This is a genomic window from Microbacterium memoriense (assembly GCF_025398275.1).
In the GTDB taxonomy this organism is placed as follows: domain Bacteria; phylum Actinomycetota; class Actinomycetes; order Actinomycetales; family Microbacteriaceae; genus Microbacterium; species Microbacterium memoriense.
In genome coordinates this window covers 1-22,906 of sequence record NZ_JAODOR010000003.1, presented here as the reverse complement: position 1 = coordinate 22,906, position 22,906 = coordinate 1, and the positions used below count along the sequence as shown (strand labels likewise).

20 protein-coding genes and 2 pseudogenes are annotated in these 22,906 nt (G+C 67.3%); 7 read left to right on the top strand and 15 right to left on the bottom strand.

Annotation, left to right across the window (positions count from 1 at the left end; all coding sequences use genetic code 11):
• Nucleotides 1-1,401 (top strand): dihydrolipoyl dehydrogenase, encoded by a 1,401-nt coding sequence (gene lpdA / locus N4R40_RS01760; RefSeq protein ID WP_261605650.1) that lies wholly within the window; start codon nt 1-3, stop codon nt 1,399-1,401.
• Between the two features lie 51 nt (nt 1,402-1,452).
• Here lpdA and N4R40_RS01755 read toward each other — a convergent pair whose 3' ends face one another.
• The 4 genes from N4R40_RS01755 to N4R40_RS01740 all read right to left on the bottom strand — a co-directional run bounded on the left by N4R40_RS01755 (nt 1,453) and on the right by N4R40_RS01740 (nt 4,847).
• Entirely contained in the window at nt 1,453-2,085 is a 633-nt protein-coding gene (locus N4R40_RS01755) for a CYTH domain-containing protein (RefSeq protein ID WP_261605649.1), read from the bottom strand.
• Nucleotides 2,082-2,309, bottom strand: a complete 228-nt coding sequence (locus N4R40_RS01750; protein WP_261605648.1) for a response regulator — start codon at nt 2,307-2,309, stop codon at nt 2,082-2,084. The genes N4R40_RS01755 and N4R40_RS01750 overlap by 4 nt, the downstream gene beginning before the upstream one ends.
• A 62-nt stretch (nt 2,310-2,371) precedes the next feature.
• Nucleotides 2,372-3,883: a CoA-acylating methylmalonate-semialdehyde dehydrogenase gene (locus tag N4R40_RS01745; RefSeq protein ID WP_261605647.1), complete on the bottom strand. Its 1,512-nt coding sequence runs from the start codon at nt 3,881-3,883 to the stop codon at nt 2,372-2,374.
• A 13-nt stretch (nt 3,884-3,896) separates the two neighbouring features.
• The gene (locus N4R40_RS01740) at nt 3,897-4,847 is read right to left on the bottom strand and encodes an NAD(P)-dependent oxidoreductase (RefSeq protein WP_261605646.1); all 951 of its coding nucleotides are present in this window, start codon (nt 4,845-4,847) and stop codon (nt 3,897-3,899) included.
• A 184-nt stretch (nt 4,848-5,031) separates the two neighbouring features.
• Here N4R40_RS01740 and N4R40_RS01735 point away from each other — a divergent pair, with 184 nt between their 5' ends.
• Nucleotides 5,032-5,898 carry a LysR family transcriptional regulator gene (locus tag N4R40_RS01735; protein WP_261605827.1) on the top strand — a complete coding sequence of 289 codons (867 nt, stop codon included), beginning with the start codon at nt 5,032-5,034 and terminating at the stop codon, nt 5,896-5,898.
• Nucleotides 5,899-5,910: 12 nt separating this feature from the next.
• A complete protein-coding gene (locus tag N4R40_RS01730; protein WP_261605645.1) occupies nt 5,911-6,642 on the top strand; it encodes a glutamine amidotransferase in 732 nt (243 codons plus the stop codon).
• A gap of 73 nt (nt 6,643-6,715) precedes the next feature.
• Here the strand turns inward: N4R40_RS01730 and N4R40_RS01725 are convergent, their stop codons facing one another.
• The 7 genes from N4R40_RS01725 to adhE form a co-directional block, all read right to left on the bottom strand.
• Complete coding sequence (locus N4R40_RS01725; protein ID WP_407665812.1) at nt 6,716-9,250, bottom strand: glycogen/starch/alpha-glucan phosphorylase; 2,535 nt, start codon at nt 9,248-9,250, stop codon at nt 6,716-6,718.
• 73 nt (nt 9,251-9,323) lie between these two features.
• Nucleotides 9,324-10,319 (bottom strand): YihY/virulence factor BrkB family protein, encoded by a 996-nt coding sequence (locus tag N4R40_RS01720; protein ID WP_261605644.1) that lies wholly within the window; start codon nt 10,317-10,319, stop codon nt 9,324-9,326.
• A gap of 57 nt (nt 10,320-10,376) precedes the next feature.
• Complete coding sequence (locus N4R40_RS01715) at nt 10,377-10,892, bottom strand: prepilin peptidase (protein WP_261605643.1); 516 nt, start codon at nt 10,890-10,892, stop codon at nt 10,377-10,379.
• A 356-nt stretch (nt 10,893-11,248) separates the two neighbouring features.
• Nucleotides 11,249-11,545 carry a DUF1905 domain-containing protein gene (locus N4R40_RS01710; RefSeq protein WP_261605642.1) on the bottom strand — a complete coding sequence of 99 codons (297 nt, stop codon included), beginning with the start codon at nt 11,543-11,545 and terminating at the stop codon, nt 11,249-11,251.
• Nucleotides 11,546-11,698: 153 nt separating this feature from the next.
• Complete coding sequence (locus N4R40_RS01705) at nt 11,699-12,583, bottom strand: L,D-transpeptidase (protein ID WP_261605641.1); 885 nt, start codon at nt 12,581-12,583, stop codon at nt 11,699-11,701.
• Between the two features lie 150 nt (nt 12,584-12,733).
• Nucleotides 12,734-13,717 carry an aldo/keto reductase gene (locus N4R40_RS01700; protein WP_261605640.1) on the bottom strand — a complete coding sequence of 328 codons (984 nt, stop codon included), beginning with the start codon at nt 13,715-13,717 and terminating at the stop codon, nt 12,734-12,736.
• 211 nt (nt 13,718-13,928) lie between these two features.
• Nucleotides 13,929-16,637 carry a bifunctional acetaldehyde-CoA/alcohol dehydrogenase gene (gene adhE, locus N4R40_RS01695; protein ID WP_261605639.1) on the bottom strand — a complete coding sequence of 903 codons (2,709 nt, stop codon included), beginning with the start codon at nt 16,635-16,637 and terminating at the stop codon, nt 13,929-13,931.
• A 187-nt stretch (nt 16,638-16,824) separates the two neighbouring features.
• Between adhE and N4R40_RS01690 the strand changes: the two genes are divergently transcribed.
• Together N4R40_RS01690 and N4R40_RS01685 are read left to right on the top strand one after the other, a co-directional pair.
• A complete protein-coding gene (locus tag N4R40_RS01690) occupies nt 16,825-18,036 on the top strand; it encodes a lipase family protein (protein WP_261605638.1) in 1,212 nt (403 codons plus the stop codon).
• 199 nt (nt 18,037-18,235) lie between these two features.
• Nucleotides 18,236-19,561 carry a flavin monoamine oxidase family protein gene (locus N4R40_RS01685; RefSeq protein ID WP_261605637.1) on the top strand — a complete coding sequence of 442 codons (1,326 nt, stop codon included), beginning with the start codon at nt 18,236-18,238 and terminating at the stop codon, nt 19,559-19,561.
• A gap of 51 nt (nt 19,562-19,612) precedes the next feature.
• Here the strand turns inward: N4R40_RS01685 and N4R40_RS01680 are convergent, their stop codons facing one another.
• Nucleotides 19,613-20,815 carry an MFS transporter gene (locus tag N4R40_RS01680; protein WP_261605636.1) on the bottom strand — a complete coding sequence of 401 codons (1,203 nt, stop codon included), beginning with the start codon at nt 20,813-20,815 and terminating at the stop codon, nt 19,613-19,615.
• A 200-nt stretch (nt 20,816-21,015) separates the two neighbouring features.
• Between N4R40_RS01680 and N4R40_RS13185 the strand changes: the two genes are divergently transcribed.
• The gene (locus N4R40_RS13185) at nt 21,016-21,426 is read left to right on the top strand and encodes an AAA family ATPase (RefSeq protein WP_407665818.1); all 411 of its coding nucleotides are present in this window, start codon (nt 21,016-21,018) and stop codon (nt 21,424-21,426) included.
• Here the strand turns inward: N4R40_RS13185 and N4R40_RS01670 are convergent.
• Nucleotides 21,393-21,839, bottom strand: coding sequence for a hypothetical protein (locus N4R40_RS01670; RefSeq protein ID WP_261605837.1), 447 nt, complete (start codon nt 21,837-21,839; stop codon nt 21,393-21,395). The two genes, N4R40_RS13185 and N4R40_RS01670, sit on opposite strands and share 34 nt — an antisense overlap.
• 124 nt (nt 21,840-21,963) lie before the next feature.
• Here N4R40_RS01670 and N4R40_RS01665 point away from each other — a divergent pair.
• Nucleotides 21,964-22,107: pseudogene (locus N4R40_RS01665) on the top strand (response regulator transcription factor); the annotation flags it as partial.
• 59 nt (nt 22,108-22,166) lie between these two features.
• Here the strand turns inward: N4R40_RS01665 and N4R40_RS01660 are convergent.
• Nucleotides 22,167-22,514, bottom strand: coding sequence for a cupin domain-containing protein (locus tag N4R40_RS01660; RefSeq protein ID WP_456085674.1), 348 nt, complete (start codon nt 22,512-22,514; stop codon nt 22,167-22,169).
• 38 nt (nt 22,515-22,552) lie between these two features.
• Nucleotides 22,553-22,882, bottom strand: a pseudogene (locus N4R40_RS13180) (universal stress protein); the annotation flags it as partial.
• Between the last annotated feature and the right edge of the window lie 24 nt (nt 22,883-22,906).

Sequence of the window (22,906 nt, the reverse complement as noted above, 5' to 3'; positions counted from 1 at the left end):
ATGCCTCACTACAACGTCGTCATCCTCGGCGCCGGCCCTGGCGGCTATGTCGCGGCCGTCCGCGCCGCACAGCTCGGCCAGTCGGTCGCCATCATCGAAGAGAAGTATTGGGGCGGTGTCTGCCTCAACGTCGGCTGCATCCCGTCCAAGGCACTTCTTCGCAACGCCGACCTCGCGCACGTCTTCCACGACCAGGCCGAGCTCTTCGGCATTTCGGGCGATGTGTCGTTCGACTTCGGCGTCGCGTGGGACCGCAGCCGCAAGGTGTCCGAGACACACGTCAAGGGCATCCACTTCTTGATGAAGAAGAACAAGGTCACGGAGTACGAGGGTCGCGGCACCTTCACCGGTCCGAACGCGATCACGGTTGCACGCTCGGACGGCCAGACCGAAGAGGTCACCTTCGACAACGCCATCATCGCCACGGGCTCGCGCGTGCGTTTGTTGCCGGGCGTGCAGCTCAGCGACAACGTCGTCACGTACGAAGAGCAGATCATGACGCGGGAGCTTCCGGGCTCGATCGTCATCGTCGGCGCCGGCGCGATCGGCATGGAGTTCGCTTTCGTCCTCCACAACTACGGCGTCAAGGTCACGATCATCGAGTTCCTCGACCGGGCGCTCCCGAACGAGGATGCCGACGTCTCGAAGGAAATCGCCCGTCAGTACAAGAAGTACGGGATCGACATCCTCACCTCGACCAAGGTCGAGACCGTCACCGATCACGGCGATCACGTCACGGTGACCTACACGCCCAACGCCGGCGGCGACACGCAGTCGATCGACGCCGACAAGGTACTCATGTCCATCGGCTTCGCGCCGAACGTCGAGAACTTCGGCCTGGACGCGACCGGAGTCGCGCTCACGGACCGCGGCGCGATCGGCATCGACGACTACATGCGCACCAACGTGCCGCACATCTACGCGATCGGTGACGTCACGGCCAAGCTGCAGCTGGCCCACGTGGCCGAGGCTCAGGCCGTCGTCGCGGCCGAGACCATCGCCGGCGCCGAAACGCAGACGCTGGGCGACTACCGCATGATGCCGCGCGCCACGTTCTGCTCGCCGCAGGTCGCGTCGTTCGGCCTGACCGAGCAGCAGGCCCGGGACGCCGGCTACGACGTCAAGGTCTCGAAGTTCCCGTTCTCGGCCAACGGCAAGGCCAACGGCCTGGGAGAGCCGATCGGCTTCGTCAAGCTCATCGCCGACGGCGAGCACCTCGAGCTCCTCGGTGGACACCTGATCGGCCCCGATGTCTCGGAGCTGCTGCCCGAGCTCACGCTCGCGCAGAAGTGGGACCTCACGGCCCTCGAAGCGGCGCGGAACGTGCACACGCACCCGACGCTGTCGGAGGCTCTGCAGGAAGGCTTCCACGGCCTCGCCGGTCACATGATCAACATGTGAGATCAGCTCTCATCTGACGCCGCCCAGGGAAACCAGGGCGGCGTCAGTGCGTTACACGCCGAGTGTGCGGGCGAGTTTCGAGTCGGATGCCGCCACGCGTCCGCCGGCGCGCAGCACCGCAGCGGTGGCTGCGGCGAGGAGCGCGGCGCGAGCTGCCGCGTCGGTCGGCGCGGCGGGGCCCAGTTCGAATTCCCACTCCCGCCAGTTTGACGTGATGCCACGGCGCTCGTCGGTGGCCTGCACGTGATCGTCAACGAACTCGGCGATGAGTCCGCCGTCGGCGTCGGTCAGGGCATACGCAGCGCGGGCGTTGCGGATGCGGGCGAGCGCCGTCAGCGGTCCGGGCGCGATCGCGGCGACTGCGGTGGCCACGGCATCCGGCACGACGATGCCGTCGGTGTCGTCGAGCGGCCAGTGCGTCTCGACGCGACCCCCGTCCACGCCACGAGGGCCCTTGATGTGCCACCCCTCGTCGGGACCACCGGAACGGCGGCGAACGGCGTAGCCGGCCCGGCCGAGAGTCACGTCATCGAGGTCGAGGTACCGCGCGTCGAGGTCGCGGTGCTCGGGACCGTCCACCCGGGCCACACCCGGGAGACCGGTCCAGTCCGGCAGCGCCGTCGCATCATCGACATCGAAGGTCAGCTCGATCTCGAGCGAGACGGCGCCGCCGGAATCGGTCACTCGTCGCGACCGTCGACATCCGGGTTGATGTCGTCCTGCGCCTCGACGAAGTGGAACTCCGCCGCGGTCGGCCCGTCAGCGTCGCCCGTGTTTTCGAGCGCTCCCCCGCGTTCGTAGACGATCTGGGTCTCGCTGTACGGCATGATCAGCCGATCGAGAGTGTCGTCTTCCAGGGGAAGAACCTGCCCGTCGAGCGGGCCTCCGTGCAGTCGTGCAATGGCCATGGTGGACCTCCTCGTTTCAGCCTATCCCCGCGTGGCGACACCGACTCCCGCACGCCGTACGCTCAGTGGGTCGGGAATCCCAGGCTGATCTGGCTCTCGCTCGGGTCCGGCCACCGGGTCGTGACGACTTTGCGCCGCGTGTAGAACGAGAAGGCCTCGGGTCCGTACATGTGCGTGTCGCCGAAGAGCGAGTCCTTCCAACCGCCGAACGAGAACGCCCCGATCGGCACCGGGATCGGCACGTTGATGCCGACCATGCCGACCTCGATGTCGTACTCGAACTGGCGGGCCGTTTTGCCGTCGCGGGTGAAGACCGCGGTGCCGTTCGCGTAGCGGTTGCTGTTGATGAGGGCGACAGCCTCGTCGAATGTCGCGACGCGCACGACCGAGAGCACCGGGCCGAAGATCTCCTCGTCGTAGACGCGCATGCCGGGGGTGACACCGTCGACCAGGGACGGACCGATGAAGAACCCGTCGCCGTCGAACTCGCGCTCGCGACCGTCGACGACGACGCGTGCGCCCTCCGACGCCGCACCGGCGACGAATCCCGTCACGCGGTCCAGCGCATCCCGCGTGATGAGCGGTCCCATCTCGCTCGTGGGGTCGAATCCGTCGCCGACCACGAGGGTCCCGATGCGCTCCGTGACCTTCTCGACGAGCGAGTCAGCCACATCGCCGACGGCGACGACGACCGAAACGGCCATGCAGCGCTCCCCCGCCGAGCCGTAGGCGGCCGACACGGCGGCGTCGGCCGCGGCATCCAGATCGGCGTCGGGCATGACGATCATGTGATTCTTCGCGCCGCCGAGAGCCTGCACGCGCTTGCCGTTCTCGGCCGCTCGCGCATAGATGTAACGTGCGATCGGCGTCGACCCGACGAACGAGACGGCGCGGATGATCGGGTCATCCAGAATCGCATCGACGGCCTCTTTGTCGCCGTGGACGATGTTGAGGATGCCGGCCGGCAACCCCGCTTCGGCGAAGGCCTCGGCAAGCCAGACCGCCGCCGACGGGTCACGCTCGGAGGGCTTGAGGATCACGGCATTGCCCGCGGCGATCGCCGTCGTGACCATCCACAGCGGCACCATCACCGGGAAGTTGAACGGCGTGATGCACGCCACGACGCCGATCGGCTGACGCACCTGGTGCACGTCGACGCCGCCGGCGACCTGCTCCGAGTAGTCGCCCTTGAGATGGTGCATGAGGCTCGTGCAGAATTCGACGTTCTCGAGCCCACGGGCGACCTCACCGAGCGCATCATCGACCGTCTTGCCGTGCTCAGCCGTGATGATGCGGGCAAGCTCGTCGGAGCGCGACGAGATGATTTCGCGCAGACGGAACATCACCTGCTGGCGCTTGCCGAGCCCGGTGTCCCGCCAGCCGCGCTGTGCCGCCTGTGCCGCGCGGGCGCTCTCGTGTACGAACTCGGCGGATGCGAGCACAACCTCGCCGGTCTGCTGCCCCGTCGCGGGGTTGAACACCGGGCCGCGGCGCCCGGCATCGTCGGCGATGCGCCGGCCGGCAACGACGTGCGGCACCGTGGCGAAAGTGCGGGTGGGGGTATCGATGGTCATGGGATGCTTCCTGTCAGACGTGGGCGGGGGTGGCGTCGAGCGCGGGGTCGTAGCCGCGCAGTGCGCCGTCGGGGGTGGCGAGCCGGGCGACGAGCGTGCAGTCCTTGCCGCCGAGGCCTTCGTCGGCCAACTGTGCGAGTTGTGCGTGCGCGAGCGTTGCGGCCGGCAGATGCACACCGACCTGCTCGCCGGCGGCAAGGGCCAGGCCGCAGTCCTTCAGCGCGAGGTCGACCGAGAAGGTCGGCGCGAAGTTGTTGTTGGCGGCGGCTTTCTCGAGCACGCCCGGCACGGGATACCACGTGCGCATCGCCCACGACGATCCCGACGAGACCGAAGCCACCCGCCAGAAAGTCTCGGCATCCAATCCCAGTTCTTCCGCGAGCTGCGAGCCTTCGGACATCGCCATCACGTTGATGAACAGCATCATGTTGTTGACGAGTTTCGCGGCGATACCGGCGCCGGCGTCGCCGCAGGAGATGACGTTGCCCGCCATCGGCGCGACGATCTCGGTGACCCGAGCGACATCGGCGGGCTCTCCTCCGAGCATGAACGTGAGGGTGCCGGCTTCGGCTCCCGCCGTGCCGCCGGAGATCGGCGCGTCGACGAAAGTGAGTCCGCGCGCGGATGCTTCGGTGTGACACCAACGTGACGTTTCGACATCGACCGTGGAGGTGTCGAGCAGGATCATGTCGGGTGTCGCGTGGGCGAAAATGCCGTCGGCGCCGCCGTAGACCTCGCGGACATGGGCGGGCTTGGGGAGCGACGTGATGCACACCGTGGCGCCCTGGAGCGCATCGGCGACGGATGCCGCGAGGGCGACTCCTCCCGCCGCAGCGGCCGCGGCGGCCGCGGGGTTCAGGTCGACGCCGCGGACGGTGTGACCGGCCTCGACGAGGTGAGCCGTCATCGGCGCACCCATCCGGCCGAGCCCGATCCACGCGATCTGGAGGTGGGATGAAGACATGACGACTCCCTGCATCATCGAAGGTGTGCCGCGGGACGACCTCGTCCACGCGATGAAGCCAGGCTAGGCGCCGGAGGCCTGCATCTCAATGCACACGCGGACGACACTCTTGCACGAGCGCTGTGCGCTGGCGCACACTGATGAGGTGAACGCGACCGCGCCAGAACCACCTCTCGACGCCTTGATGACCTTCCTCGCGGTCGCGCGGCTGGGCCGGTACACCGCCGCCGGCGCAGTGCTGGGCATCAACCACTCCACGGTGTCGCGCCGCATTGCCGCGCTCGAGGCGGCGATGGGCGGACGGCTCCTCGTGCGGGGCACGGGCGGATGGGAGGTCACCGATCTCGGTCGCCGGGCCGTCGGCACAGCGGAACGCATCGAGAGCTCGATGCGGGAACTCCTCGACGGTGAGGACGGCGATCCCGTGCACGGGATGGTGCGCATCGCGGCACCGGATGCCTTCACATCGGTGTTCCTCGCGCCCGCGATGGCGGCGCTCCGGGAGGAGCATCCCGCTCTCGCCGTCGAGCTTCTCTCCGCGACGCAGCGCGTACGCCAGAACCGTTCGGGCGTCGATCTGGAGATCGTCGTCGGTCGTCCGCAGGTTCTGCGTGCCTATGCGACACCGATCTGCGCCTACGCACTGCGGCTCTACGCGACCGCCGACTATCTCGCGGTGCACGGAGAGCCGGCATCCGTCGCCGATCTGGCGAACCACCCGCTCGTCTATTACGTCGAGAGTTCGCTGCAAGTCGACGAACTCGACCGCGCGCTGCAGGAGCTCCCCGATTCTCCACCCTCCGTGCGATCGACGAGCGTCTTCGCGCACGTCGAGGCGACCGCGGCGGGCGCGGGCATCGGGATCCTGCCCGACTTCCTGGGCGACCGCGACGCGCGCCTGGTGCGCGTGCTCGACGGGCGGTACGAGCATCCCCTCGCGTACTGGGCGGTCGCGCGTGACGAGGGCACCCGCAATCCCGCGGTGGCCGAGACGCTCCGGGCGATCACCGAGCACATCCGCGTGGCGCAGGGAAGGCCGGCCAGCGCCTAGACTCGGGTGCCGATGAAGCCCTTCCTGCTCCTGGCCACCCGCGCCGAAGATCGCCCCGCCGACGACGAGTACGCGCTGTTTCAGCGATTCACCGGTCTCGCGTCCCGCGATCTCGTTCGCGTACGGATGGAAGCCGGTCCGCTCGGCGCCATCGATCTCGACGACTACTCCGGGATCTTCGTCGGGGGCGGACCGTTCAACGCCTCGGACCCGCCCGAGAAGAAATCCGCAGTGCAGCGCCGGGTCGAAGCCGAGTTCGCGTCACTGCTGGATGACGTCGTCGCGCGCGACTTCCCGTTCTTCGGCGCGTGTTACGGCGTCGGTACCCTCGGCACGCACCAGGGCGCGGTGATCGACGGCACGTTTCGCGAGCCGATCAGTGTCATCGATGTGGCGCTGACACCCGAGGGCGCCGCCGATCCGGTTCTCGCCGGGATGCCGGAGACCTTCGCCGCGTTCGTCGGTCATAAAGAAGCGATCACCGTCCTGCCACCGTCGGCGACGCTCTTGGTGCGTGGCGACGGATGCCCAGTCCAGATGTTCCGGGTCGGTCAGAACGTCTACGCGACCCAGTTCCACCCGGAGTGCGATGTCGAGGGGATATCGACCCGCATCCGCGTGTATGCCGGGCACGGCTACTTCGGCGAGGGCGAACTGGATGCCACGCTCGAGGCCGTCCGGCGGCTCCCGGTCGTGCACACCGGCTCGATCCTCCGCCGGTTCACCGAGCGCTACGGCCGCTGACCCGCTGGCGCGATTCAGTGGGCGCAGATGGATGCTTCCCGTCGGGGAAGCGACGATCTGCGCCCACGGAAGCTCAGCGCAGGGGCTGGGCGTGCCAGATGCGGTCGATGTAGTCGCGCATCGACCGGTCGGACGAGAAGAATCCGCTGCGGGCGACGTTGAGGATCGCCGCGTGGGTCCACGCATCCTGATCGGCGTACGCGGCGTCGACCTTCTCCTGCGCCGCGATGTAGGTCGAGTAGTCGGCCAGGACCATGAAGCGGTCGTCGTAGAGCAGGTTCGACACGATCGGCTCGAAGACGCTCTTGTCGCCGCCGGAGAAGGCACCCGAGGCGATCAGATCGATCGCGCGGCGCAGGCTCTCATCGCCCTGGTAGAAGTCGGCCGGCTTGTAACCGCGCGCCCACAGCGCCTCGACTTCGGGCTCGCTCATCCCGAAGAGGAAGAAGTTGTCGTCGCCGACGAGCCGGCGGATCTCGACGTTCGCGCCATCGTCCGTCCCGATCGTGAGCGCACCGTTGAGGGCGAACTTCATGTTGCCCGTGCCGGATGCTTCCTTGCCCGCGAGCGAGATCTGCTCGGACAGGTCCGCCGCCGGAATCAGCCGTTCCGCGAGCGTCACGTTGTAGTTCGGCGGGAACAGCACCTTCAACCGTCCCTCGACGCGCGGGTCGTCGTTGACGACCGAGCCGACGGCGTTGATGAGGTGGATGATGCGTTTGGCCATCGCGTAGCCCGGCGCCGCCTTCGCGCCGAAGATGAACGTGCGCGGCTGGATGTCGGATGCCGCCACCCGCCCTGAGATGATGCTCTCGTACTGCGTGACGATGTGGAGCACCTTCAGCATCTGGCGCTTGTACTCGTGCAACCGCTTGACCATGACGTCGAGCATGTGGCCGTCGCTGACGGTGAACCCGTCGCGGACCAGCAGCACGTCGTTCAGGTGCCGCTTGTTGGCCGCCTTCACCGAGGCGAATGCCTCGCGGAAGAGCGGGTCCTCAGCGGAGGCTTCCAGTTCGCGCAGTCGCTCGAGGTCGGTGAGCCAGCCGGTGCCGATCGCCTCGGTGATGAGGTCGGACAGACCCGGGTTCGCGAGCCGGATGAAACGGCGCGGGGTGATGCCGTTCGTGACGTTGGTGAACTTGCCCGGGTAGAACTCGTTGAAGTCGGGCAGGACCTTGTCCCGCAGGAGCTGCGAGTGCAGCTCCGCGACGCCGTTGACCTTCGCGCCGGCGACCGTGGCGAGGAAGGCCATGCGCACCGACCGCTCAGGGAACTCGCTGATGATCGACATGTTGCGGAGGCGCATTTCGTCATCGCCGAAGCGCTCGCGCACGGCATCCAAGAACTCGTCGTTGATGCGGTAGATGATCTCGAGGTGCCGCGGCAGGAGTCGGCCGAGCAGGTCGACCGACCAGACTTCGAGCGCTTCCGGCAACAGCGTGTGGCACGTGTAGGCGAAGCACTGCTGCGTGATCGCCCACGCCTCATCCCAGTCGAGCTTCTTCTCGTCGAGGAGCACGCGCATGAACTCGGGCACACCGATGACGGGATGCGTGTCGTTCAGCTGGAAGATGACGCGGTCGGGCAGGTTGGCGAGGTCGAAGTCCGGCGCCAGCTGGTGGTCGAAGAAGTCTTTGATGGATGCCGCGACGAAGAAGTACTGCTGCTGAAGTCGCAACTCCTTGCCCTGCGGGGTGGAGTCCTCGGGATAGAGCACCTTCGAAATGTTCTCCGCGAAGGTCTGCGACCGGACGGCCTCGGCATAGTCGCCCGCGTTGAAGACGCGCAGGTCGAACCGGTTGGTGGCTTCTGCACTCCAGAGGCGGAGCGTGTTGACGCGGCCGTTCTGGTAGCCGGGGACCATGTAGTTGTACGGGATCGCCAGCACGTTCCACGCCGGAATCCAGCGGCTGCGTTCCGTGCCCTCGTCGTCGTAGTGCTCGGTGTAGCCGCCGAACGAGACGGGCTGGGCGGCCTCGGGGTGCGGGAACTCCCAGGGTGAACCCATCGTGAGCCACGAGTCGGGCTGCTCGATCTGCTGGCCGTCCTGGAACGTCTGCCGGAAGATTCCGTACTCGTAGCGGATGCCGTAGCCGATGTTGGGGACACCCATCGTGGCGAGCGAGTCGATGAAGCAGGCGGCGAGGCGCCCGAGTCCGCCGTTGCCGAGGCCGGGCTCGACTTCCGCCGCGCGGAGGTCCTCGATGTCGATGCCGCACTCCGCCATCGCGGTCGTGGCGATCGAGGTCAGGCCGCTCGCGAGCAGGTTGTTGTCGAGCTGGCGGCCGAGGAGGTACTCCGCCGAGAGGTAGCAGACGCCCTTGACCTGCGCGACGCGCTGGCGGCGGAGGTCTTCCAGCCATCGCGCCATGAGGTAGTCGCGCACCGTCATCGCGAACGCGAAGTACCGGTCGTTCGCGCTGGCGGCCGACAGCGGTACGCCACGCTCGTAATTGAGGTTGCGCAGGAACTGACGCACGAAGCCGTCGACCGTGCTGGCGGGTCCCGCGACCGGCGCGAGCGCCAACGGGTGGGTCGCCTGAAGCGGGTGAGAGGCTGCCGCAGCAGTGGAACTGGGACCGGTTACAGGTTCATGTTCTGACACGGTCCCACGCTAATGCCCCGCCGGACTCGGTGCACACCAGAACGCCGGTTGTAACACAGGGATTACCCGCGCGTCATGTCCCCGTTCGCTCCCGATCCTCGGCTGCGCGCGCCGCGGAGAGCTCGGCCGTCGTGACACGGACGGCATCCTCCGCCCGGCGCACGCGGCGCTGCGCGAACGTCGTCGCGCCGAACCGCGCGCGCACACGGTCGTCGCGCTCTTCGACGAGCGTCATGATGTACGCCGTGGCGATGAGGATCACCTGCGCCGACAGATTGAACCAGATGAGCAGCGCGATCAACGCACCGAACGATGCGAGCAGGGGGTTGGATGCTGCCCCACCGAGAAAGAGGCCCGACAGCTGTTGCAGCACGGTCAGTCCGACGGCGCCGAGGAGCGCACCCGTCCACAGCGCACGGGCCGGGGCCCGGACACCCGAGAGCGTGCGGAACAGCACCGCGATGGCGACGGCATCCAACGCGAACGTCACGACGATCGCGAAGATCCGACTCCCCCACGTGACGAGGGGGTCATCGCTCGCGACGCCGAGCCACGAGGCGACCGTGCTGAGCCCCGCCGTGCCGAGCACCGTGACGACCGCCGAGGCGGCCAGGGCTCCGCCTGCGCCGATCGCGAGAGCGAGGTTGCGCAGCAGCACCCAGATGAAGAGGACGTCATCGGTCAGCTGGTCGCAGATCGCGCGCATCGCGGTGCGGAGCGACCCGATCGCGCCGATCGCCGCACCGATCAGACCGACGAGCGCCAGGATGCCGGCGACGGAAAGCCCCGCGGGCGCCGTGATCTCATCGAGGTCGATGAGGCCGCCCTCGCCCACGAGCCCGGGGATGGCGCTGTCGACCGCGTCGACCAACGCGCTCCACGCAGCCGGGTTTCCGCTGAGCCACAGTGCCGCCGCCGAGAAGCCCAGCAGCACGCCGGCGAACACGCTGAACAGCGTGCGGTAGGTGACGCTGTCGGCGAGGACCGGACCGCGCCGCTCGCTGTACCGGAGGAACGCGCGAACCGGAACCAGGGTCAGTGCCCAGGCGATGAGACGCGCGATGTTCATGCCGCCCAGAATATGCGCGACCACCGACATCGAGTGGGGCCTTGACAGGTCACTCCTTCAGCGAACCGCAACATGAATCCCTATCCACGCTCCGGCGAGCAAGTACGGGCCGAAGGGAATTCGGGTGCGACCTGAACCACGTCGCAACGCGAGCAGAATCGTCGCCGCGAGTCCTCCCAGAACGAAAGCGGAGACAACCCCGAGCGCGAATGCACCCCATCCCATCCACCCCAGCGCCATTCCGAGCGCACCCGCGAGCTTGACGTCCCCACCGCCCATTCCTCGCGCTGAAAGCGCCCGAAGCGCGCACAGAAACGCAAAGTAGAGCGCACCACATGCTCCCGCCCGCAGCGCCGATTGCCAGGGCTCGCCCATGACGCACACAGCAACGAAGGCCGCACCGAAAACGCCGTAGGCCGGCAGAACGATCCGGTTGGGAAGGCGGTGCGTCGACATGTCGATCACCGTGAGCGCCACTGAGATGATCGCCAGATAGAGGTATGCCGCGACCAGCAGCAGCGCCGGCGAGGTGGACGACGCACCTAACGACGTCCCGATGATGACTACTGTCATCACGAACGCTCCTGCAATGCCTGCCGCCACCACGCCTGTTCGCACTTCGGCGGGTACCGAATAGACACGGTGTCCGCTACGCGACATTGTCAGCGACGGCGCTGCGGTCCCACCCGCAGATAGTCGCGGTCCGAAGCCTGCGAGGGCGTGACCAGCACTGCGTCGGCGATACTCCACAGCCCCGCCGCACCCGATCAACAGGCCGATCGCCGCTATCAGAAACCAAACCACCCACATATGAGGAGAGTATTGACACTCCTGCCTGCACGCCTGTGTCTATCCACAGCCCGCCCCTGACCGTCGTCGCCCGATGAGAATGCCCTGCTCATGTGAGAATTGAGCGAGCCGGCGACACCCTAGGCATCCAGAACGTCGATCCGCACGACGATCGAATCACCCGCGGCAATGGCCTCAGCGTCCCGGACGGTCTTTTTGAGTGGGAGAACGTAGACACCCCTCGCCGCGTCGGGGAAGAGTGACGTGCGCCATTCGGAGCCGCCGACCGCGACAGCAACACGGACCGAGCCGAACCCGCGCATCGGACGCGGGATCTGCCGGATCATCGCACTGATATCGTGCGGAACCTCCGCAAGATAGATGTCTTCACGGCGCGCAGACCAGCGGAAGACCTCGCCCTCGAACTCCAGATGCATGCGCACAGCGTAGCGGCGCGCGGATTCATCACTCTTGATCGTGTCTCTGCGGGCGACATCACACCTGTGCGCCAGGTCAGGCACGGAGTACTCGAGTGGATGGGAGCCACCGGCCGAAGATGCTGCGGCTCGCGCTTGAGCGCCAAGGCCCGATCACGGGTGGATGATCACGGGCGTGCCGGGCGGGAGTTGGGCCAGGCGGTCGGTGGCGGCCGCATCCAGGTAGATGCATCCGAACGAGACGTCGCCCGACCGCACCTTGTAGTAGTGGAACGCGGTCACGGCGGCCTCTCCCCCGTCGAACCCGGCCATCGCCGGCGACTGCACGCCGAGGTACGTCAGCGCGTGCCCCTGCGTGTAGGCGAACTCGGGAACCACCGTCGTCCACATCACGAACGTGCGCCCGACCGGGGTCGGCGTCGACGGCTTGCCCCATGCGAAGTCGTCGGCGACGCGCTCCGCTCCGGCACCGCTGATGATGTCGATCGTGTGCGCGGCAAGGTGCACTTCGACGTACTCCGCGACGGGGCGTAGCTCGATATCCGCCACCCGGAGCCAACCGACGGTCTGCGCCGCGTTCCCATTCGGCGGCACGCCCTGCCGGCCCGCGAGCATGACCTTGACCCAGTGCGTATCGTGCACGATCACCGGGACGGTCGTGCCACCGTAGGCAGCCTCTCGAGGCAAGTACCCGATGGGCTCCCCCGTCTGGTCGGCGAAGATCGGCGCCGCTCCGAGCGGTTGGGCAAGCTCGCCGGTGAGCGCACCGAACGGGTCATCGTCGACGGGCATTGCCGGAGTGACCGACCACACGTCGATCTGAGTCAGGGTCGCGACGTCGTAGACGGTCGTGTTCTCGGGAGCGCCGATGACGGCTCCGGATGCGGGATCGTCGGCGGGGGCCGTCGCCGAGGCGGCCGGGGCGACAGGGGCCTCTGCGGCCTCCGCGTTCGGCGGCGGGGCGAGCGCTACCGCGGCGACCAGCGCCACACCGCCGAGGGCGGCGAGCGCGGTGACGATCCAGGGCGCTTTGCTCACTCTTCTATCGTTGCGCGTTTTCCGGTGGGCCGGGTGCGGTGGAGTGGTGGCGAGGCGCCGATGTGCTCACCGTGGTCTCGGTACACCGCGCCTGCGGCGCGGCACTCGACCACCGGGGTACGGGAGCCGCAGTCGAGACGCGCCGAGGGTTCACCAATGCGGGTGGATGTCGGTGCGCAGCAGGCGGTCGTAGACGTCGGTCACTGCGGTGTTGAAGCCGGACAGGTCGACGTCGATCTCGCCGGCGGCGGCGTTCGACTCGGCCTGTGCGATGTTCCGGGCACCGGGGATCACGCTCGTGACGCCCGTGCGCGATGCGATCCAGGCGAGGGTCGCCGCCGGCAGCGTCACACCTTCGGGGACCGCTGCGGCGAGCTCCTGCACCGCGCGCAGGCCCGTCTCGAAGTCCACGCCGGAGAACGTCTCGCCGCGGTCGAACGCTTCGCCGTGCCGGTTGTACGCGCGGTGGTCGTTCGCCGCGAACGTCGTCGCGGCCGAGTATTTGCCGCTCAGAAGGCCCGAGGCCAGCGGAACGCGCGCGAAGATTGCGACACCGGCATCCAACGCTTTCGGCAACACCTCGTCGAGAGGCTTCAGCCGGAACGGGTTGAAGATGATCTGCACGTTCGTCACGTTCGGACGGGCGATCGCCGACAGCGCTTGCGCGCACGTCTCGACCGACACTCCGTACGCCGCGATCGCGCCGTCGGCAACCAGCTCGTCGAGTGCGTCGTACGTGGCGTCAGCATCGATCACGGCCGACGGCGGGCAGTGAAGCTGCACGAGATCGAGCGTGTCCACGCCGAGGTTACGGCGCGAGCGCTCGGTCCAGGCGCGGAAGTTCTCCGGCGTATAGTTCTCGGGCTCCTGCGCGACGCGGCGTCCCATCTTGGTGGCCACGGTGATCCCGTTGCCCGGACGGGACGCCAGGAAGCGACCGATCAGCTGCTCACTGCGTCCGTCGCCGTAGACGTCAGCGGTGTCAAAGAGCGTCACGCCCGCGTCGGCGGATGCCGCCAGCACGGTGAGCGCGTCATCCTCGCTCACGTCACCCCAATCGGCGCCGAGCTGCCACGTGCCGAGGCCGATGGCGGAGACCGAGCGGGAGGTACGGCCGAGCGGGTTGTGGTTCATAGTGCCAGCGTACGGTTGCGGGGGTCTCGGTACACCCGCGCCTGCGGCGCGCCACTCGACCACCGGAGAGAGGGCGCCGTGCTCGACCAGTGCGGGCGACGCATCCCCTCACGCATGCAGCCCCGCGTACCAGGCCACGCCGCCCGAGCCGCGGCACGATGAAGCGAGGGCCGGGGATGCTCCCCCGGCCCTCGCTGGTCCTACCCGTGCGTCAGGCGCGCGCCTTCGCCCGGCCCTTGCCCTGCACCTTGATCGTGCCGGTTACAGCCTCGCTCTCGACCTCCGCGCCGCGGCGGGCGGCACGGACCTCAGCGAACGAGGTGCCGTAGTACGCGGCCTCCATGAGGGTCTTCATGTCCGCGATCATCGGCATCCGCGGGTTGGCGGGTGCGCACTGGTCGCCGTAGGCGGCCATCGCCAGGTCGTGCAGGCCCGCGATGAACGCGGTCTCGTCGACGCCCTGCGCCTGGAACGACCGCTCGATCCCGACGCGGTCGCGCAGGTCCTCCACGGCGCGGGCGTAGCTTTCGACACCCTCCTCCGGGGTGGATGCCGGCAGACCCAGGTGCTTCGCGATCTCCTGGAAACGCTCGGGCGCGATGTAGCGCTCGTACTTCGGCCAGCTCGTGAGCTTGGTCGGCACGGTGCCGTTGTACCGGATCACGTGCGGCAGGTAGGTCGCGTTCGTGCGGCCGTGCGCCAGCTTGTACGTCGCACCCGTGACGTGGGCCATCGCGTGCACGATCCCCAGGAACGCGTTTCCGAACGCCATGCCCGAGATGGATGCCGCATTGTGCATCTTCTCGCGGGCCTTGATGTCGGCGGCATCCGTCGACCCGGGAACAGCCTTCGCGCTGCGCTCGATGTTCTCGAAGATGAGCTTGATCGCGTGCAGGCACAGGCCATCGGTGTAGTCGTTGGCGTACACCGACACGAACGCCTCGGTGGCGTGCGTGAGGGCGTCGAAGCCGGCGTCGGCCACGAGGAACCCGGGCAGCACCCGCGTGAGCTCGGGGTCGATGATCGCGACCGAAGGTGTCAGCGCGTAATCGGCGAGCGGGTACTTCATTCCGGTCTCGTCATCGGTGATCACGGCGAACGGCGTCATCTCCGACCCGGTGCCCGACGTCGTCGGGATGCAGACGAGCTTGGCGAGCTTGCCCATCTCGGGGAAGGTGAAGGCGCGCTTGCGCACATCGAAGAACTTCTCGCGCATGTCGGAGAACTCGATCTCGGGGTTCTCATACAGCAGCCACATGACCTTGGCGGCATCCATCGGCGACCCACCACCGAGAGCGATGATCGTGTCCGGGTTGAACTGGCGCATCTGCTCGGCACCGGCCTTGACCTCCGACACCTTCGGCTCGGGGCGCACCTGGTTGATCATCTGCACCTGCACGCGGTTCTCGCGGCGGTTCAGGACATCGATGATCTTGTCGACATAGCCGAGCTGAGTCATGGTCTGGTCGGTGACGATCGTCACACGCTCGAGCCCGCGCATGTCGGCGAGGTACTTGATCGAGTTCGGCTCGAAGTAGGTCTTGGCCGGGATCTTGAACCACTGCAGGTTGTTGTTGCGCCGTCCGACGCGCTTCACGTTCAAAAGGTTCACCGCCGAGACGTTGTTGGAGACCGAGTTGTGACCGTACGAGCCGCAGCCGAGCGTGAGGCTGGGCATGAAGGCGTTGTAGATGTCGCCGATGCCCCCGAGCGCCGACGGGCTGTTCTCGATGATGCGGACGGCCTTGACGACCGCCGCGAAATCGGCGATGACCTGCTGGTCGTTCGAGTGGATCGCACCCGAGTGACCGAGACCGTCGAAGTCGACCATCTGACGCGCGAGATCGATGCCCTCCGCGGGTGTTGCCGCACGGAGCACGGCGAGCACCGGAGCGAGCTTTTCGCGGGTGAGCGGCTCGTGCGGACCGACACCCGAGACATCCGCGAGGATGATCGAGGTGTCCTCGGGAACCGAGAATCCGGCATGCTCGGCGATCCACTGCGGCGACTGGCCGACGACCGTGGGGTTGAGCTTCGCGCCGGCGCAGTTCTCACTGCCGGCGGTGACACCGAAGATGAACTCCTCCAGCATCCGTTTCTCGTCTGCCGTGGCGCGGTAGGCGTGCAGACGGTCGAACTCGGCGAGCGCTTCGTCGGCGATCGGCGCGTCGAGGATGACGGCCTGCTCCGATGCACACACCATGCCCATGTCAAACGACTTCGACAGCACGATGTCGTTGACGGCGCGGCCGACGTTGGCGGTCCGCTCGATGAAAGCGGGGACGTTGCCCGCGCCCACGCCGAGGGCCGGCTTGCCGCACGAGTACGCAGCGCGCACCATCGCGTTGCCACCGGTCGCGAGGATGAGTGCGACACCGGGGTGGTTCATGAGCTCACCCGAGGCCTCCATGGAGGGCTCGGTGATCCACTGGATGCAGTTCTCCGGTGCGCCGGCAGCGACGGCCGCATCGCGGACGATCTTCGCCGCGGCGGCGGAACAGTTCTGTGCCGACGGGTGGAACCCGAAGACGATGGGGTTGCGGGTCTTCAGCGCGATGAGCGACTTGAAGATCGCGGTCGAGGTGGGGTTCGTCACCGGGGTGAGCGCGCAGATGACGCCCACGGGATCGGCGATCTCGGTGATGCCGGTCAGCGCGTCGTGCGAGATGACGCCGACCGTCTTCTGCTTGATGATCGAGTTGGTCACGTGCTCGCACGCGAACATGTTCTTGACGGCCTTGTCTTCGAACAGGCCTCGGCCGGTCTCTTCGACGGCCATGACGGCGAGGTCGCCGTGGTGATGGAGGGCGGCCACCGATGCTTTGCGCACGATGTGGTCGACCTGCTCCTGCGTGAAGGTTGCATACTCTGCGAGCGCGACCTGCGCGTTATCGACCAGAGCATCGATCGAGATGGACATGACGGGTTCTCCTCACCCGGCACGGATGGCAACATCCGCACCATTGCTGACCGGGTCGAGATCGTGTCTCTCGGCCTTCTTTCCCCAGTATGCACCTTGTGGTCTGACCACACAAGTCCCGCGGAGATCCAATGCTTCCGCCTCTCTGAAGGAGTGCGCCGCGCCCCACGTGCGACATGATGTGTCCATGACGAAGGATGTCGGCGCACACACCGCCCCGCCGCGACTCCTCTCCCCCTTCGTCCGGTTCCTGGCACTCACGCTCGCGGTCGTCGGGTGCCTCGTCGCCGCGTTCGAATTCCGACTCGTCGGCGACGCGATCGAGCGCAGCAACCTGGCCGCGTTCTACGCGCAGCCGGCGAGCGCGACCGACGGCGCCTCGGGCAGCATGATCCGCAGTGAAGAGCTCATCGGCGTCCCCTTCGATGCCCGCGCGTGGCGCATCATGTATCGCACGACCGACACGACCGGGGCCACCGTCGTGTCGACCGGCATCGTCGTCGCGCCGCTCGAGCCCCCCACGAGGCCGCGGACCGTGCTCGCGTGGGGGCATCCGACGACCGGCACCGCCGCGGACTGCGCCCCCTCGCGCTCGTTCGACCCGTTCAGCGGCATCGAGGGGCTCCGGTTCATGCTCGATCGGGGATACGTCGTCGCCGCCACCGACTATGTCGGCATGGGCACCGACGGCCCGGACTCGTACCTCGTCGGTGAGACCGCCGGCAACGCGATGTTGGATGCCGTCCGCGCCGCGGAATCGCTGACGGCGAGCGGCGCCGGAACCGACGTCGTGATGTGGGGCCACTCGCAGGGCGGGCAGGCGGCCTTGTTCGCCGCGCAGCTCGCGCCGACCTATGCACCCGAGCTGACCGTGAAAGCCGTGGCGGCCGCAGCACCCGCTGCCGATCTCACCGCGCTGATGGGTGACCATCTCACGGATGTGTCAGGGGTGACGATCGGCTCGTACGCGTTCACCGCGTTCTCGCAGGTCTACGCCGATCGCGGCGCGACGCTCGATGCGATCCTGACCCCCGAGGCGCAGGCGATCCTCCCGGAGGTGAACCGCCTGTGCCTGCTCACCAACATCGAGGAACTGCACCGCATCGCGGACCCCGTCGTCGGCAACTTCGTCACGGTCGATCCGACGACGGTCGAGCCCTGGGAGACCCTTCTCACCGAGAACTCCGCGGGCGGCGCCACGTTCGACGCCCCCCTCTTCATCGCGCAAGGCCTCGACGACGAACTCGTCCTGCCCGCCGCGACGAAGACGTTCGCCGCGCACGAGGCTGCGCAGGGCATAAACGTCACGCTGCACGAGATCGGCGGCGCCACACATGGCACGATCGCCTACCTGACGCTGACCTCGCTCATGGCCTGGCTCGACAAGGTCGGCGCCTGACGATTCAGCGCGCGAGGCACCGCGAGCGAGATCGCCGCACGAAGCGCGACCCGATGATCACCGCGGTGCGGGGCGATGCGGATGAGCCCCGTCATGATGCGACCGCGACTCTCCTCCACACGCCCAGCGTACGTCCCGGTCATGTTCGTGTGTTCCGCCCGCTCTCCCGCTAGCGTCAGGTCAGGGGAAGGAGAACGCCATGGCGGAGTTCGACACGGTCATCATCGGCGCGGGCGTTTCGGGGGTTACGGCCGCGAAGCTCCTCCACCGCGCGGGCCAGCGCGTCGTCGTCCTCGAAGCGCGCGACCGGATCGGCGGACGCACGTGGACCGATCGGACGGACGGCGATCCCACCGACCGCGGCGCCTCATGGATCCACGGCATCGATGACAGCCCGGTGGCAGAGGCAGCGACCGCGTTCGGCATGCGGATGGTGGAGTTCACCGTCGGCGGCTACCAGCCCGACAGTCGCCCGATCGCGCACTACTCCCCCGCCGGCATCAGGCTGACCGATAACGAAGCCGCCGCCTACGTCGCCGACATCCACGCGGTGAACGCGGAACTCGTCGAGGTGATCGCGGCATCCGCCCCAGGGGATTCGTATCGCGACGTCACCGAGGTCGCGCTCGCCCGTCAGGGCTGGAGCGCCGAGCGCGCGCAGCGGGTGCGCGAGTACGTCGAGCATCGCGCCGAAGAGCAGTACGGCGTGTGGATCGAAGAGATGGGCGCGCACGGGCTCGACGACGACACCGTCAACGGTGACGAGGTCGTCTTCCCTGACGGTTACGACCAGCTGGCGGCGCATATCGCCGAGGGGCTCGACATCCGCCTGCACCAGGTCGTCGACACGGTCACCTGGTCTGCCGACGGTGTCGACGTCCGCACCGCGCACGGCGAGGAGTTTCGGGCGGCGAGCGCCATCGTCACGGTGCCGATCGGGGTACTCACCTCGGGTGCGTTCACGATCGACCCCCCACTCCCCGAGACGCACGCCGATCCGCTGAGCCGCCTGAAGATGAACGCGTTCGAGAAGATCTTCCTGACGTTCCCGGAGAAGTTCTGGGACGAGGACGTCTACGCGATCCGCCAACAGGGGCCGGAGGGCCGCTGGTGGCACTCCTGGTACGACCTGTCGACCCTCCACGGCACGCCCACCCTGCTCACCTTCGCCGCCGGCCCGGCTGCCGTGCAGACGCGAGGGTGGGATGCCGGGGACATCGTCGACGACGTGATGACCCAGCTGCGTCGCCTCTACGGCGAGGGCGTACCGGATCCGACCGGCGTGAAGATGACCGCCTGGCAGGATGACCCGTTCTCCCACGGCGCGTACGCCTACATGGCGATCGGCTCCCTCCCCGAAGAGCACGACCAGCTCGCTGTGCCGATCGGCGGGGTGCTGCACCTCGCCGGCGAAGCCACCTGGAGCGATGACCCGGCGACGGTCCCGGGCGCGATGCTCTCCGGACACCGCGCCGCGCAGAACGTGCTGGGGCAGGACCTTCCGATCGAAGACATCTGGGCCTGACGGCTGGAGACCGAAGGAGCACGGTCCGAAGAGCCCGGACCTGGCTCCTGCCTAGCGAACCACCACGCGGCGCCGCACCCGTGCGTTGAGGCGCTCGGACATGACGAGGCCGAGCGCCACGAGCACGGCGAGGAAAAGCGGCAAGATCCACATGCCCGTCCACGCCGAGATCGCGCCGAACAGGGGCGGGGCGAACGTCGAGCCGGTGTACGCCGCGGCCATCTGGATGCCGATGATGGCCTGAGAATTGCGACGCCCGAAGTTCACGGGGGTGGAGTGGATGATCGCGGGATAGATCGGCGCGCATCCGAGCCCGAGGATGACCAGTCCTGCGAGCGCGACCACGGTGGTCTCGAGCGGGAGCGCCAGCAACACGGCGCCGAGAGCGACCGTCACGAATCCGCCGCGGATCAACTGCTGATCCCCGATGCGGTCGGCGAAGAAGCCCGCGAGAAAGCGTCCTGCGGTGATGCCGAGCAGGAAGAGCGATGCGAAAGCCGCCGCGGTCGCGGGGGCGACGCCGCGTTCGGTAACGAGATAGCTGGGCGCCCAGAGGATCGCGGTGCTCTCCAGCGCGCAGTACGCGAAAAAGGCCGTGAGGATCAGCAGGACGCCGGGGATCCGGATCGCCTGCGCGAGCGGAACGTGCGTGCGTCCGGCGGGATCGTCGCTTTCTTCGTGCGCATCTGCGTTCGGGGAGACGGGATTGACCTTGCCCCACAGCGGGATGCTGATGAGCAACGCGAAGGTGAGTACCGCTTGGAGGATACCGACGATCAGGTAGGCGCTGGACCATCCCCAGCCGGAGGTGAGGGTGTAGCTCATGATGAACGGGCTGATCGACGCGCCGAGGCCCCAGCATCCGTGCAACCAGTTCATGTGCCGGGCGGCGTAGTGCACGGCGACGTAGTTGTTCAGGGCCGCGTCGACCGCGCCCGCACCGAGACCATACGGGATCGCCCACAGGCACAGCATCCAGAACGAGCCGGAGGTCGAGAAGCCGAACAGCGCGGCCGCCGTCAGGCCGACGCTGACGGCCGTGACGACGCCGACGCCGAACCGGCGCGTGACCCGCTCCGAGGCGAGACTGGAGACAATCGTGCCGCCCGCGATGATCATCGTGATGATCCCCGCGAAGGCGATGGGAACGCCGAGGTCCTGATGCATCACCGGCCATCCGGCCCCGATGAGCGAATCGGGCAGACCGAGGCTGATGAAGGCGATGTAGATGATCGCGAGGAGGAGGGAGTACACGGCGGAGCGGGCTGCCTTTCACGGGAGTGTGACAAGAACACGAGAACCGTCGCGTTCCCTTGTGATGACAGGAAACCGGACGGCTCGAATGCTCCGATCGTACCGGGCCAGCGACGGTCGCCCGCCGGGTGCAGGTCAGCGCAACCAGTTCGGCTGGCTAAACAGTGCGCAGTCCACCTGCGGGTGTGTAGTCTGCGGCTATTGATCACGGGAACGCTCCCATCGTTGGCCGCGCCGACGAACGCAACCGATTAGGCGCGGCTCTGGCGTCTGCCCAAAATCACCAGGCGACGGTCCTGGTGCTCGTGGGTGATCCGGGAATCGGGAAAACCGCCCTGATCGGCGACTTTCTCGACAACGAATGGCCGTTCCGACTTCGGACGCTTCGTGTGGACGGGTTTGCAGCCGAGGCTGACCTGCCCTACGCCGGTATTGATCGTCTGGTGTTGGATCTCCACGATCAGATTGCGTCGCTCCCGGAAGGACTGGCGAGAGCTCAGCGTGGCAACCGGTCGGTCGGTGGGTCTGCCTCCCGACCAATATCAGGTCGGTTTGGCGCTCCTCTCACTATTGGGCGCTACCGACGAGCCCGTGGTGTGCGTTGTCGATGATGCGTACTTGCTTGACGAGGCCGGAGCCGGCTGCACTCGTTGCTCTGGCCGGCCTCGAGGTCGTCCAGATAGGTGGACTCGACACGCTCTCCGCCATCGAGCTGCTCAACGCACAGCGAGTCCACCGGCTCGGCCCTCACCTGGCCGTGAAAGTTGTCGAGCAGCTGGGGGGCCACCCGCTCGCCATTGCTGAACTCGCCAATCACGCCGACTTGGAACGCCTGGCCCGGCGCGCGCTCTCTCTGGAGCCGCTCCCTCCTGGTGAGCTCCTCCAGGGTCTCTACCGAGACGAGATCGATACGCTGCCGGCGGACTCGCGGCATCTCGCGCTCCTCGCGGTTACGGACACGACGGGAGACGCCGACGTGGTTCGTCTGGGTGCGGCTCAAAGACATCCGCAGCGGCGCACTCATCTACGCGATCCGCAGAGCGGCGGCGGGGAGCACAATTCAGTCGACGGATGTGCTCCGTCGGGGAGCGAGCGCGCTTCGCCCGAGCCTGCAAGAGGCGCACGCGACTGCGGTTCCCGACCTCACGATGCGCGAGAGTCAGGTCCTCGACCTGATCACTGGGGGCCTCACGAACCGTGAGATCGGCGCAAGACTCGGTCTTGCTGAGAAGACAGTCAAGAACTATGTGAGCGGGCTGCTGGCCAAGCTGGGCATGGAACGGCGAACTCAAGCCGCGGTCTACGGAGCTGAACTCAAACACACGGCCCTGTGGAACCCTCCGCCTGAGGTTCAGTCCGTCTTGACGACCGTGAGAAGGATCACGGAGTCTTCGACAGCGTCGAGCGAGTGGAGTCCGTCCGGGACGGTCAAGAGGTCGCCGGGAGACCCATTCCACGATACGTCGCCGGATCTGAGGAGCACGCGGCCGTCGAGTACCTGCAGTGTTGCCTCGCCGGGGTTTTGGTGTTCGGCCAACCCTTCCCCGGCGCGGAGCGCGATAAGCGTCTGACGGAGTCGGTGCTCGTGGCCTCCGAAAACGGTCTTCGCGCTCCTGCCGCTGGAAGCCTCTTTCGCCTGCCCGAGTTCGTGCCGTGCGAGGGCGATGAGCGAGGTCTTCTGCATGATGACGATTCCCATGGTCGGGTGATGACGGTGCGAGGATACACGGGGACCGGGCACTGCGAAAGTAGGATCTGCCCCACCGACCCGATGAAGGTTCGAGCAATCACTGCTCGCTGGTGGGTGCCGATGACAACGAGCGCGGCACCGCTTGCCCGGTGGAGCAGCGCAGCTGCGGGATTCTCACGGACAAGTATCTGTTCGACCGGAAGCTCCGGGTTAGCAGCGGTCACTGCGAGGGCGGCCTCACGGAGGATCTTCTGATGCTGGGCCTTCACGTGGATCGGTGACGCCAATAGTGCAACTGCCCCCTCGACGCGTGGGAGTGGCAGTTGCCATGCGTGCACGATGGCGAGGGTGGTGGCGGCGCTGCCAGCCTCTGTCACAAAGAGGGGCTTGACCCCTGATCT

What these genes read in the sequence shown, in the direction of transcription:
- N4R40_RS01690 (WP_261605638.1), top strand. Translation starts at nt 16,825, where the DNA reads ATGACGAAGGATGTCGGCGCACACACCGCCCCGCCGCGACTCCTCTCC.
- N4R40_RS01670 (WP_261605837.1), bottom strand. Translation starts at nt 21,839, where the DNA reads ATGAGTGCGCCGCTGCGGATGTCTTTGAGCCGCACCCAGACGAACCAC.
- N4R40_RS01740 (WP_261605646.1), bottom strand. Translation starts at nt 4,847, where the DNA reads ATGTCTTCATCCCACCTCCAGATCGCGTGGATCGGGCTCGGCCGGATG.
- lpdA (WP_261605650.1), top strand. Translation starts at nt 1, where the DNA reads ATGCCTCACTACAACGTCGTCATCCTCGGCGCCGGCCCTGGCGGCTAT.
- N4R40_RS01700 (WP_261605640.1), bottom strand. Translation starts at nt 13,717, where the DNA reads ATGAACCACAACCCGCTCGGCCGTACCTCCCGCTCGGTCTCCGCCATC.
- N4R40_RS01735 (WP_261605827.1), top strand. Translation starts at nt 5,032, where the DNA reads ATGACCTTCCTCGCGGTCGCGCGGCTGGGCCGGTACACCGCCGCCGGC.
- N4R40_RS01745 (WP_261605647.1), bottom strand. Translation starts at nt 3,883, where the DNA reads ATGACCATCGATACCCCCACCCGCACTTTCGCCACGGTGCCGCACGTC.
- N4R40_RS01660 (WP_456085674.1), bottom strand. Translation starts at nt 22,514, where the DNA reads ATGGGAATCGTCATCATGCAGAAGACCTCGCTCATCGCCCTCGCACGG.
- N4R40_RS01685 (WP_261605637.1), top strand. Translation starts at nt 18,236, where the DNA reads ATGGCGGAGTTCGACACGGTCATCATCGGCGCGGGCGTTTCGGGGGTT.
- N4R40_RS01730 (WP_261605645.1), top strand. Translation starts at nt 5,911, where the DNA reads ATGAAGCCCTTCCTGCTCCTGGCCACCCGCGCCGAAGATCGCCCCGCC.
- N4R40_RS01715 (WP_261605643.1), bottom strand. Translation starts at nt 10,892, where the DNA reads ATGACAGTAGTCATCATCGGGACGTCGTTAGGTGCGTCGTCCACCTCG.
- N4R40_RS01710 (WP_261605642.1), bottom strand. Translation starts at nt 11,545, where the DNA reads ATGCATCTGGAGTTCGAGGGCGAGGTCTTCCGCTGGTCTGCGCGCCGT.
- N4R40_RS01720 (WP_261605644.1), bottom strand. Translation starts at nt 10,319, where the DNA reads ATGAACATCGCGCGTCTCATCGCCTGGGCACTGACCCTGGTTCCGGTT.
- N4R40_RS01750 (WP_261605648.1), bottom strand. Translation starts at nt 2,309, where the DNA reads ATGGCCATTGCACGACTGCACGGAGGCCCGCTCGACGGGCAGGTTCTT.
- adhE (WP_261605639.1), bottom strand. Translation starts at nt 16,637, where the DNA reads ATGTCCATCTCGATCGATGCTCTGGTCGATAACGCGCAGGTCGCGCTC.